The 12,589-nt window shown below is 34.6% G+C and carries 12 protein-coding genes; 6 read left to right on the top strand and 6 right to left on the bottom strand.

The genetic code is table 11. The features are described 5' to 3' along the window. Nucleotides 1-413: 413 nt before the first annotated feature. The 4 genes from gpmM to RHO14_12500 all read left to right on the top strand — a co-directional run bounded on the left by gpmM (nt 414) and on the right by RHO14_12500 (nt 4,550). Nucleotides 414-1,964, top strand: a complete 1,551-nt coding sequence (gene gpmM / locus RHO14_12515; GenBank protein ID WVD71149.1) for a 2,3-bisphosphoglycerate-independent phosphoglycerate mutase — start codon at nt 414-416, stop codon at nt 1,962-1,964. Nucleotides 1,965-2,099: 135 nt separating this feature from the next. Beyond that, nucleotides 2,100-3,314 carry a murein hydrolase activator EnvC gene (gene envC, locus RHO14_12510; GenBank protein ID WVD71148.1) on the top strand — a complete coding sequence of 405 codons (1,215 nt, stop codon included), beginning with the start codon at nt 2,100-2,102 and terminating at the stop codon, nt 3,312-3,314. Beyond that, entirely contained in the window at nt 3,311-4,132 is an 822-nt protein-coding gene (locus RHO14_12505) for a divergent polysaccharide deacetylase family protein (GenBank protein WVD71147.1), read from the top strand. Before envC ends, RHO14_12505 begins: the two co-directional genes overlap by 4 nt. An 82-nt stretch (nt 4,133-4,214) precedes the next feature. Beyond that, nucleotides 4,215-4,550 (top strand): TM2 domain-containing protein, encoded by a 336-nt coding sequence (locus RHO14_12500; GenBank protein ID WVD71146.1) that lies wholly within the window; start codon nt 4,215-4,217, stop codon nt 4,548-4,550. 116 nt (nt 4,551-4,666) lie between these two features. On the opposite strand, the gene rapZ is transcribed toward RHO14_12500, so the two are convergent. From rapZ to yccX, 6 genes are all read right to left on the bottom strand, one after another. Further along, a complete protein-coding gene (gene rapZ, locus RHO14_12495; protein WVD71145.1) occupies nt 4,667-5,527 on the bottom strand; it encodes an RNase adapter RapZ in 861 nt (286 codons plus the stop codon). Nucleotides 5,528-5,568: 41 nt separating this feature from the next. After that, nucleotides 5,569-6,999 carry an RNA polymerase factor sigma-54 gene (locus RHO14_12490; GenBank protein WVD72512.1) on the bottom strand — a complete coding sequence of 477 codons (1,431 nt, stop codon included), beginning with the start codon at nt 6,997-6,999 and terminating at the stop codon, nt 5,569-5,571. Continuing rightward, a complete protein-coding gene (lptB, locus tag RHO14_12485; protein ID WVD71144.1) occupies nt 6,999-7,724 on the bottom strand; it encodes an LPS export ABC transporter ATP-binding protein in 726 nt (241 codons plus the stop codon). Before lptB ends, RHO14_12490 begins: the two co-directional genes overlap by 1 nt. Before the next feature lies 1 nt (nt 7,725). Continuing rightward, on the bottom strand, nt 7,726-8,274 hold the full coding sequence (gene lptA, locus RHO14_12480; GenBank protein WVD71143.1) for a lipopolysaccharide transport periplasmic protein LptA: 549 nt from the start codon (nt 8,272-8,274) through the stop codon (nt 7,726-7,728). 12 nt (nt 8,275-8,286) lie between these two features. Then, nucleotides 8,287-8,868, bottom strand: coding sequence for an LPS export ABC transporter periplasmic protein LptC (gene lptC / locus RHO14_12475; GenBank protein WVD71142.1), 582 nt, complete (start codon nt 8,866-8,868; stop codon nt 8,287-8,289). A gap of 71 nt (nt 8,869-8,939) precedes the next feature. After that, nucleotides 8,940-9,242: an acylphosphatase gene (gene yccX, locus RHO14_12470; protein WVD71141.1), complete on the bottom strand. Its 303-nt coding sequence runs from the start codon at nt 9,240-9,242 to the stop codon at nt 8,940-8,942. A 158-nt stretch (nt 9,243-9,400) separates the two neighbouring features. On the opposite strand from yccX, the gene RHO14_12465 reads away from it, so the two are divergent. Then, a complete protein-coding gene (locus RHO14_12465) occupies nt 9,401-10,582 on the top strand; it encodes an efflux RND transporter periplasmic adaptor subunit (protein ID WVD71140.1) in 1,182 nt (393 codons plus the stop codon). 4 nt (nt 10,583-10,586) lie between these two features. Then, nucleotides 10,587-12,551: a MacB family efflux pump subunit gene (locus tag RHO14_12460; protein ID WVD71139.1), complete on the top strand. Its 1,965-nt coding sequence runs from the start codon at nt 10,587-10,589 to the stop codon at nt 12,549-12,551. The last annotated feature ends 38 nt before the right edge of the window (nt 12,552-12,589 follow it).

The following is a 12,589-nucleotide window of genomic DNA, read 5'->3' as shown; positions in this document are numbered from 1 at the left end:
ACTAATCGTCGTTTCGCTTTATTGTCAGTTAGTACTAACTTTCTGTAAATCAAGTAATCTAACTAATTTAAAGTCTACAGCTATCAGTATGTGATAACACTAGTTTAATTTGTGTCGCGTTTGATAATTTTTTGAGCTTTTCATTATTACGTAATTCGATCAATCTGCTCAGCAGTCATTCTGTTATAGAAAAAATTTTGAGCATTAGATTTCTTCATCATAAATGATATCACTTGGATATGAGAATCGATAATAATTGTCCAAGGCTGCTATACATGATTTGACGAGTACCGTTTAAGGCTATTTTAAATAATAGAAAAGGCTATATTATGACGCTATACCGTAACAGGCTTTTATAGTAAAATGACGACAATGTTTAAATTAATAATATCAAGATAATTTTAGGGGTAAATGTGAGTAATATAAATAAAAAAACTATCGTCCTAGTGATTTTAGATGGTTATGGTCATCGAGAAGATCAAAAAGATAACGCTATTGCAGCTGCAAAAAAACCTGTAATGGATCATCTGATTAAAACTCAACCAAATACATTAATTAATGCTTCAAGCATGGAAGTTGGATTACCATTTGGTCAAATGGGTAATTCAGAAGTAGGGCATACTAATATTGGTGCAGGAAGAGTTGTTTATCAGGATCTAACTCGTGTCACGAAAGCTATCATGGATGGTGAATTTTCTCAAAATGTAGTATTAACGACAGCAATTAATGATGCAGTAAAAAATAACAAAGCTGTACATATTATGGGATTAATCTCTCCTGGCGGCGTACATAGTCATGAAGAACATATTATGGCTATGGTTGAACTAGCTGCTGATCGTGGCGCAGATAAAATTTATTTACATGCCTTTTTAGATGGGCGTGATACACCACCAAGAAGTGCACAAGCAAGTTTGCAGATTTTTTCTGACAAGTTTAACGCATTAGGTAAAGGAAGAGTCGCCTCTTTAGTTGGGCGTTATTATGCGATGGATCGCGATAATCGTTGGGATAGAGTTGAGCAAGCCTATAATTTATTAACGGATGCTAAAGGTGAATTCACTTATTCATCTGCTGTTGAGGGATTACAAGCAGCATATAGCCGTGACGAAAATGATGAGTTTGTTAAACCAACAGTAATTCAAGGGGTAGGTGAACCTAGTTCAATAATGCAAGATGGTGATAGCCTGATTTTTATGAATTTCCGAGCTGATCGTGCACGTGAAATTTCTCGGGCTTTTGTTAGTGAAGATTTTGATGGTTTTGTGCGTAATCGAGTTGTTAATTTTGCTCACTATGTTTCCTTGACTGAGTATGCAACAGATATTCAGTCTGAAGTGGCTTATTCTCCTGAGTCATTAACCAATACACTTGGTGAGTGGCTAGCAAAAAATAATAAGACTCAACTTCGTATATCTGAAACAGAAAAATATGCACATGTTACTTTCTTTTTCAATGGTGGCCTTGAGGCTCCATTCAATAATGAAGATCGTATTTTGATTAACTCACCAAAAGTTGCGACGTATGATTTACAGCCTGAAATGAGTTCAATCGAACTAACTGACAAACTAACAGCGGCGATTGAAAGTCAAAAATATGACGTCATTATTTGTAACTATCCAAATGGTGATATGGTTGGACATACTGGTATATTTGATGCTGCAGTTAAAGCTGTTGAGGCTTTAGATCATTGTATTGGACGCGTTGTTGAATCTGTTAATAAAATTTCGGGCCAATTATTAATTACCGCTGATCATGGTAATGCAGAAAAAATGCGAGATGATGAAACCGGTCAAGCACATACTGCTCACACTAACCTACCTGTTCCACTTATCTATGTCGGTTCAAAATCAGTTAAAGCTATCGATGGCGGTAAATTGTCAGATTTAGCACCAACAATACTAACCTTAATCGATATGCCAGTACCGGCTGAGATGACAGGTAATGTATTATTTATTAATAAATAATTTTATCTATCAATAATCATTAAAGCGCTTTTTAATAAAGCGCTTTTTAGATATTCTATTTGTCAGCTATTATGCAATCAGTTATAGTTGACTCATTAATATTAATGTAATTCTTGGCTTTAAAATACAATTAACATGCGGCATATTTATTTTTATCTACTATTAACACTATGTGGAAGTTTTTCCACCTTACACTATTGTTATGCTGATAATAAAAGTGATTTGCAATCGGTTCGTCAATCGATTGCTGATCAAGAAAAAAAACTCGCAGAACAAAAGAAGCAACGAATAAAATTTGTCGAAGACCTAAAAAAACAAGAAACAGCTATTGCTAGATTATTAGCATCATTAGATAAATCAGATAAATTACTCGCCACATTATTACAAGATATTGGTGAACTTAATCCTCAAATTAATGACTTGGAAAAGAAACAAGTCACTCAACGACAAATTTTAGCAAAGCAGCTAGAAGGTGCGTTCAAACTTGGTAAAACAAGTAGTATGGAATTGGTATTTGCGGGGCAAGAAAGTGAGCGGAATGAGCGAATTATCACTTATTATAGATATATTAATGAAGAGCGACAAAATCGGATTAATAATCTTAAAAAGATTCAAGATGAAATAAATAGTAAAAAAATATTATTAGAACAAAAACATCAATCTCAACTTGCATTGCAACAGAAGCAAAAAGAGCAAAGGGATAATCTTTTAGTAAATCAACAGCAACGGAAAAACACAATTTCAGCGCTTGAACAATCAATGCAGTTAAATCAACAAAAACTCGATGAACTTAAAGAAAATGAAGTTGCATTACAACAGCAGATTGCTAAAGCCGAACGTGAAAGTAAAAAAATTGCTGAGGATGAAGCTAAACAAGCTGCACAAATAAAAGCTAAACAGCAAAATTATAACTATAATCCAACAAAAGATGAAAAAGCCTTAATGGCAAGAACAAGCGGGATCGGTAAACCAAACCATATATTAAGTTGGCCTGTAACTGGGAGTATTTTATATCAATTTGGCGAACCACAGCAAGGTGAGCTTCGCTGGAAAGGATTAGTCATTAATGCAAAAGAAGGTACTAAAGTTAAAGCAATTGCGGATGGCCGTGTCATTTTAGCGAATTGGTTACAAGGATATGGTTTTATTGTCGCGATAGAACATGGTAAAGGTGATATGACACTATATGGCTATAACCAGCGAGTATTAGTTGATGTGGGTGATAAAATTGAGGCCGGTCAGGATATTGCATTAGTGGGAACCACTGGAGGACAGGGTAATTCATCACTCTATTTTGAAGTTAGGCGAGATGGTAAGGCACTGGATCCAAGTGCATGGTTAAAAAAATGAAACAAAGAAGTGTATTATATAAGTTTGGATTGTGTTTATTTCTATTTTTCATTATTCCCATAACCTACGCGGCAAAGCTAGCCTTAGTAATTGATGACTTTGGTTATCGAGAACAAAATGAAGAGCAGGTTATTTTATTATCTCCCGAAATTACTATTGCTGTGTTACCAAACACGCCAAATGGCACTCATATTGCTACATTTGCTCATCAAAATGGTAATGATGTTATTATTCATTTACCAATGGCACCGATAAGCAAGCAGCCACTAGAGGTCAATACATTAGTACCCTCAATGAGTGAAGATGAAATTCAGCGTATTGTTGGTCAATCAATTGAGAAAGTACCTTATGCAATTGGTATGAATAATCACATGGGAAGTTTAATGACTGCTGATTTAGCCGGAATGGAAAAAGTGATGAAAAGTTTATCTCACTATTCATTATTTTTCCTTGATAGTAAAACAATAGCAACGAGTAAAGGGATTTTAGCTGCAAAAAAATATCGCGTACCGACAGTTGTTCGCGATATTTTTCTTGATGATACACAAAATGAGGCCGCTATTGCGCATCAATTTAATTTAGCAATTAAACATGCCCAAAAATATGGTAGCGCTGTTGCTATTGGCCATCCTTATAGTACGACTGTCAAGGTGCTGAAAGAAAAACTGGCACAACTTCCACCTGATATTGAATTAGTTAAAGTCAGTACATTGGTGCAAAAACCAGAAAAAATTAAGCTATGTGATTTAGTTGAGAAATATAAAGTAGATGTTGAACAGTGTATATTTGAATATATGATAATAAAACAATCTCAATAAAAAATAAGCTTCAAATATTATTAAGAGCAAGATATAATGCCACGGCAAAGATATAAAATTATATTAAATAAGGATGTTTATAATGGTTGATATGGTTTATTGTTCAGGATGCGGAAATCAAATTCATAAAACTGCATTGTCGTGCCCTAGTTGTGGCGCTGTAACTCAAGCAAATATAAAAAAAAGTAATAAGAGTAAAGTCGTTGCTGGTTTATTAGCATTATTTTTTGGTGGGTTAGGTGTTCATAAATTTTATTTAGGGCAGATTGGTTTAGGTGTTTTGTACTTGGTTTGTACAATATTAGGTCTATTTTTGTTGGGTATACCTACGCTTATAATTGCAATTGTTTCTTTTATTGAAGCAATTGTTTATTTTTGTTCTTCAGATGAAAATTTTGATAAGAAATACAATAAATAAAGTCTTTTTATTGGCTAGACCTTATTGCTCAATATTAGATTAATCTAATCTGTTATGGGTAAGTTGTTTTAAAAATAGTTGTATTATTTATACCCATTCAGATGAATGGGTATAATTTATTTTTTATATAATTCCTTTTCAAGGCTACGATGACGAGTTTGTACTTGTTGTCCATGCGTCCTGAACAAATCAGCTAATTTTTCAGCAACATAAACAGAACGATGTTGCCCACCAGTGCAACCAATAGAGATAGTTAAATAACTTCTATTATTTTTTTGTAATAAAGGTAGCCACTGCTGCATATAATTTGCAGTTTGATAAATGAAATTATTTACTTCCCAGTGCTTGGTTAAATATTCTTGAACCGGTTTATCCAGTCCAGTTAAGGGGCGCAAACTTGGGTCCCAATGTGGATTGGGTAAGAATCTCACATCAAAGACAAAATCTGATTCACTAGGTAAACCATGTTTAAAACCAAATGACTCAAAGATAATTGTTAGTTCACGCTCTTTTTTCCCGAGAATCCTTTGCCGCAAAATATCAGATAGTTCATGGGTCGATAAATTATCAGTATTAATTCTTAAATCAGCACGATCTCTTAATGGTTCGAGGTATTGTTCCTCTAGGTCAATTGCTTCTTCTAGTGAGCAGCCTTGTATCGACAATGGGTGAATACGCCTTGTTTCGCTGTAACGACGAATAAGAGTATTGCGGCTACTTTCAAGAAAAAGGAACTGTGGCGTAATTGACTCTGGTAATTGCCCCATAATTTCACCTAGCTGAGTAAAACTTGCGGGCAGATTTCGAATATCAACGCTAACTGCTACCGGCGTTTTAGTATCGCCTAATGCTTTAGCTAATTCTGGTAATAAAATAATCGGAATATTATCAACACAGTAAAAACCGATATCTTCTAGCGCTCTTAAGGCAATTGATTTGCCTGAACCAGATCGACCACTTACTATCATTAAAAGCATATTTTTATCCTTTAATTTGCTGATTAATTAATCGTAACCATTTATTTTAGTGTTTTTCGTTGGCTTGATGATGGAATTGATAATAGTTCTCTATACTTTGCAATTGTTCGCCTTGCAACAATAATTCCTTGCTCTTCAAGTAAGTTTGCTATTTTATTATCGCTTAGTGGCTTTTGGCAACTTTCTTGACTGATCCACTTTTTAATTAAAGCTCTTATTGCTGTAGAGGATGCCTCACCTCCTGATTCTGTATTAACATGGCTCGAAAAAAAATATTTTAACTCAAAAATTCCACGAGGGCATTGCAAATATTTTGAGGCAGTAATTCGAGAAATGGTTGACTCATGCATATTAATCGCATTGGCAACGTCGGCTAAGATCATTGGCTTCATATATTCCTCGCCATGATCAAGAAAACCTTGCTGATGCTTTACGATGAATCTACTCACTTTTGTAAGTGTATCGTTACGGTTTTCAATGCTTTTGATTAACCAATTGGCATCTTGTAATGCTTGATGGATATATTTGCTATCGTTTTCATTAGTTATTTTTTCCATTGCGGCGTAGTGCTGATTGATTCTTAAACGAGGGATAGCGTCATTATTAATAAGTACTAACCATTTTTCTGCTATTTTTTTTACAAATACATCTGGAATAATATACTCAGGAGCGGATGTGTTAATCAAGTCACCTGGATAGGGATGTAGTTGTTGAATTAAATTAATTGTATGTTTGAGTGACTCTTGGTCGATACTTAGCTTTTTCTGTAGTGATTTGAAGTCTTTTTGACCAAGTAATTCTAAATAATTATCAATAATTATTTTTGCATATCTTAATTCGTTAGTTATCGGGTAAAGTTGATTCACTTGCAAAGTTAGGCACTCTTGCAATGTTCTTGCTCCGATACCAACTGGGTCAAAGTGCTGAATTCGTTTGAGTACCGCTTCGACTTCATCAAGTTCGACTTCATCATTACCTTGTTCTTCTAAAATATCTTGTATTGAGCAGCTTAAATATCCTTTCTCATCAATTGATTGGATCAATGAAATGGCGATAGCTTTATCTCGTTCGCTAAACGGTGTTAAATTTAATTGCCACATTAAATACTCATTTAACGTTTGATGTGTTTCTCCTTGATAGATAGGCAGCTCATCATTGTGATAGTCGGAAAAAGTGCCTGACGGTGTGCCAGCGCTATAAATATCATCGAGAGATGCATCAAGTGATATATCAATTGAAATTTCCCGATTTTCCATCATTTCTGATGTATCAATATTATCTGATTCAGGACTACTCTCAATGCTGATTTCATTGAAATTATCATCGATTTCAAGTAAAGGATTATTTTCTAGTAAGACTTGAATTTCTTGGCATAATTCTTGAGTAGATAGTTGCAACAGGCGAATTGCTTGTTGCAATTGTGGCGTCATAGCCAACTGCTGTGAAATTTTTAATTGTAGACTCTGTTTTATCATAACCTAAATTCTTCACCTAAATAGACTTGTTTTACCAATTCATCATTTAGGATTGTATTCGGGCTGCCTTCTGCAATTAAGTGTCCTTTACTCACTATATAAGCTCGTTCACAAACATCAAGTGTTTCTCGAACATTATGATCTGTGATTAATACACCAAGACCTCGGTCTCTTAGATCACGAATAATATTTTTAATATCAATAACTGAAATCGGATCAACCCCAGCAAAAGGTTCATCAAGTAAAATAAATTTAGGATCTGCGGCTAGTGCCCTTGCTATTTCCACTCTGCGCCTTTCACCGCCAGATAATGCTTGACCCAAGCTATCTTTGATGTGAGAAATATGAAATTCTTCAAGTAAGCTTTCTGCTTTAGAAACCCTCTCTTCTTTTGTTAACAACTTGCGTGTTTCAAGAATAGCCATAATATTATCAAATACGGATAAACGACGAAAAATTGATGCTTCTTGTGGCAAATATCCAATCCCAATTTGTGATCGCTCATGCAATGGTAATAAACTAATATCCTTATCATCAAGATAGATACGACCAGCATTAAGTGAAACAATGCCAACTACCATATAAAATGTTGTTGTTTTTCCTGCACCATTTGGACCTAATAAACCAACGATTTCACCTGAGTTTACTTCTAAACTAACGTTTTCGACAACTCGGCGTTGCTGATATACTTTCGCTAAATTTGTTGCTTTTAAAGTTGCCATATTATCGTTGAATCTCTTTAACTTGGTTCGGAACAATCGTTGTTTTCACGCGGTTACCATTTCCTGGTTGTGCCTGAATTTTTTGTTGTTCAACATCATAAACGATTTTATTACTAACAATGTGGTTATCTTGTTGGAATAACTCTGCATGTCCTGTTAAGGTAACTGAATTTTGTTTTACCTGGTAGACTAATTGATCAGCATGGCCTGTAATAGTTTGTTTATCATTATTTTGATAAGTCTGCTCAAAGTAGACAGGGGTGCCGTACGCAGTCATTATTTGGTTATCTTTGCTTTGCATATCAGTTATGACAACTGTATTTGCCTTTATTTTTAAACTATCTTGAATAATCACAACATTGCCTGTAAATGTAATCGTATTTTTTTGTAAATCGATCTGTTGATTATCAGCATCAATAGAGATTGGTTGATTATTAATTGTTGGATTAGATATTTCTTGTGCCATAGATAATGGCGAAAGCAAAGTAATTAATATACTAATAAGTACGCATTTTGCTTTGGTAGAACGTGGTGAAATACATTGAATCATATAATAATGCCCTTAGTTCGTACTGTTATTTGTCATATTCGGGGGATTGTAATAAGTTTTTACATTTTCTAATATATCCGCAGTTTTATCATGTAAATTACCAAGTAATCCTACCCCTGTTGACGTAAAATTAGTACCTTCAATGGTAACTTGATCGCTAGATGTGACCATTTGTGTTGTTAAGTCAATTTTTGCATTATCTGTCATTATTTTATGCAATTGAGAATCCGTTAGCAAATTAGTCAAAACGACTTGCTCATTTAAAAATAATAGTTTATCTCGTGTCAGTGTGGCGTGCTTTGCCAATATGTGCCAAGTTTTTATCTTATCGCTATTATATAACGTAACATCGGGTGATTCAAATAGGGTTTCCCCTGTATTATCAAACCGTTTTACTGTATCGGCAATAATTTTATAAGTTAGTTTTCCTGTCGGATCATAAATCATTGTTTCCATTCGATCACTTTGATAGATAGGTTGAGTAGATAGATCGACTACGTCAATATTATTTAATCCCGATTCATCGTGTTGATAATAATAAATGCTAGTTACCAAAATAATTAGTAAAATATAAATTATGTTTCTTTTTTTCATTATTAATACTACTTACCCTTATAATTAATATTTCACATTCGAACATCTATTTTACGTCAATTTCTGCGAAATTAATATCTCACACTAAAATCAGTATATTTTTCACTAGGCGAAATATTTTTAACTGAAAAGTCTTTTATATCGGCAGAACTTGGTCCACCTAAGCTGATCCATCGAATTAATGCCTCAAGTTGTATTTTTTTACCACAAGCAACGATTTCAACTTCACCATCAATTAAATTCCTAACATAACCGACCAATTTTAATTTATGCGCTTTTTGATAAGTAAAAAAGCGAAATCCAACATTTTGAACTCTACCGCTAACTCGAATTAGTATATTGCTATTATCATCTAAATTTATCATATTTTGCATATTTATTATCTTATGATGTTACTGTTATTTTCATAATCATTACAATTTATTTCAAGTTATCAGTAGCGATAGTTAGCTATTTTACATTAAAATGGTAATAATATTTATTTGTTTTTATATTATTAAAAGAATGTTATTCATTAGGGGTGAGTTAATTAATGTTGTTATTAAAAAAAGTAAAATTTAAATATATGATTTTGTTAGTGCTCATACTAGTTGTCGCTTATGGAATCAAGTCAATATTTTTTACTACACAATCAATGCCGCGCTATATTACCGCTCGTGTCGAGCAGGGTAATGTAGAAAAGACAGTGTTAGCGGATGGTCAAATTAGTGCCTTTAAATTAGTTAATGTTGGGGCGCAAGTTTCAGGGCAAATTCAAAAATTATATGTACAACTTGGTGATGAGGTTAAAGTTGGCGATATGATTGCTGATATTGATGACTTGAAACAAAATAATGACTTGAAGCAGTCAGAAGCTTCATTAGCCAGTTTAGAAGCTCAGCGAAAAGCAAAAGAAGCTAATCTAAAAAATTATCAACTCATTTACGATCGCCAACTAAAGTTAGTTAAACGTGGAGTCGGTGCGCAATCGGATCTTGATTCTGCTGAGGCTCAGTTGGATTCGGTGAAGGCCGAAATAACATCATTAGATGCTGATATTGTTCGCGCTAAAATTGCTGTTGATACAGCAGAGGTCAATTTAGGCTATACAAAAATTATATCACCGATTAATGGTGTGGTTGTTGCAATACCGATCGAGGAAGGTCAAACAGTTAACTCGGTACAAAGTGCACCAACAATTGTTAAAGTTGCTCAGTTAGATAAAATGACAATTGAAGCACAAATTTCGGAGGCAGATGTTATTAATGTAAAAAAAGGCATGCCAGTATATTTTACTATTTTGGGTAGACCCAATGAGCGATTTAGTGGGCAGACCTTAAGAGCAATTGAGCCAGCACCAACATCAATTAATAATGAAACGTCAACAACGTCTACAACAAGCACCGCTATTTATTATAATGGTTTATTTGATGTAGATAATCCTGATCATATTCTGCGAATTTCAATGACGGCGCAAGTTTATATAGTGTTAGATGAAGCCGATAATGTGCTCTATATTCCTTCTGCCTCAATACAACAGAATCTTGGTAATGGAAAAGCAACAGTTTTTATTTTAGATAATGAGCAAAACGTTCATGAAAAAGAGATCGAAATTGGCGTAGATAATAATGTCAATGTTGAAGTGAAATCAGGTTTAAATTTAGGTGACACCATTGTACTTAGTAGCTTTGATGGATCTTCTATTAGTAATAGAACACCAAGGGTAAGATTCTAAATTTATGAAAGAAATCCCATTAATCCAATTAAGTGATATTACGCGTGAATTTCCTGCTGGGGATTCAATTATTCGAGTTTTGAAAAGTATTAATCTAACGATTAATGCCGGTGAGATGGTTGCCATTATTGGTGCATCTGGCTCTGGTAAATCTACGCTAATGAATATATTAGGTTGTTTAGATAAACCAACACAAGGTGTATATACAATTAGTGGCAGAGTAACTAGCCAGCTTTCACCCGATGAGTTAGCCGAACTACGACGTGAGCATTTTGGTTTTATTTTTCAACGTTATCATTTACTTAATGCTTTAACTGCTGAGGGAAATATTGAAGTCCCAGCTATTTATTCTGGTTTGAAAAAAGAAGAACGACATAAAAAAGCAGTTTCAATTTTAACTCGATTGGGCCTCGCCGATAAAATAGATAATAAACCAACCCAATTATCAGGAGGACAACAACAGCGAGTGAGCATTGGGCGTGCATTAATGAATGGCGGCCAAATAATTTTAGCTGATGAACCAACCGGGGCTTTAGATCAAAAAAGTGGTCATGAAGTGATGTCTATTTTACGTGAACTACATGCTCAAGGACATACAATCATCATTGTTACTCATGATTCCAAAATTGCTCAGAGTGCCGAGCGTATTATTGAAATTAGTGATGGCAATATTATTGCTGATAAGCAAAATCCATTGTTTACATTAGAGGATGAACAGTCACATCAAATTAAAAATGTAGAAACGATAAAAACTCAAGATACATTGTCGGCAAAGATTGACCGTTTTAAAGATGCATTTAAAATGGCTATTTTATCTATGCTTTCACAAAGGCTTCGGACTTTTTTAACCATGCTCGGGATTATTATTGGGATTGCGTCAGTCGTTTCTGTTGTAGCATTAGGTGAGGGATCACGGCAGCAAATTTTAGCCGATATTAGTTCTATGGGAACAAGTACATTAGAAATTTTCCCAGGTAGTGGCTTTGGTGATCGCAACGCTGGCCGAATTAATACCTTACGTTCTGCAGATGCGGATGCTTTATCTAAACAAGGTTACATTCATAGTGCAACGCCCAATGTTTCAACGAGTGTCTACTTCAGGAAGGATAACCAAGCACTTTCTGGCTCTGTAAATGGTGTTGGTGAACAATTTTTTGCTGTTCGAGGTTATGATATTATTCAAGGTAAAGCATTTGATGCAAATAGCGTCAATACTTCGGCACAAGATGCTGTTATCGATGGAAATACGGTTAAACGTCTATTCCCCGATGAAGACCCAATAGGACAAGTTTTTTATGTTGGTCAATTACCTGTAAGAGTTATTGGTGTTGCAAAACAAAAAAATCAAGGATGGGGCAGTAATGAAAGCCTCAATGTTTGGTTACCTTACTCAACAGTTATTAATCGAATGATTGGGCAAACTACATTAAGGAGCATTACAGTCAGAGTTAATGATAATATCGATTTAGGTGTGGCAGAACAAGCAGTCGAACGAATTATGTTAAAGCGTCATGGTGCAAAAGACTTTTTTATTTTTAACTCTGATAGTATAAGACAAACTATTGAATCGGCAACTGCAACAATGACTTTATTGGTATCGGCAATTGCCTTAATATCATTAATTGTTGGTGGAATTGGTGTTATGAATATTATGCTGGTGTCGGTAACTGAGCGTACTCGTGAAATCGGTGTTAGGATGGCGGTAGGTGCAAGATCGAGTGATATATTGCAGCAATTTTTAATTGAAGCTGTCTTGGTTTGCATTATCGGCGGAACTCTCGGTATTTTATTGTCATTATTAATTGGTGCAATATTTGCCTACTTTGTAACGACATTTTCGATGATATTTTCATTATCAGCAATCGTTGCAGCTTTTGCCTGTTCGAGTTTCATTGGTATCGTTTTTGGTTATTTTCCTGCTAAGCGAGCCGCTAAATTAGATCCTATCTACGCATTAGAGCGAGAGTGATATTTACTGCCACGAGGTATTATCCTAACGTGGCAGTA

This window comes from Orbaceae bacterium lpD04 (assembly GCA_036251935.1).
GTDB lineage: Bacteria > Pseudomonadota > Gammaproteobacteria > Enterobacterales > Orbaceae > Orbus > Orbus wheelerorum.
The sequence above is the reverse complement of the archived record's forward strand: the minus strand, read 5'-3'. Positions and strand labels throughout refer to the sequence as shown.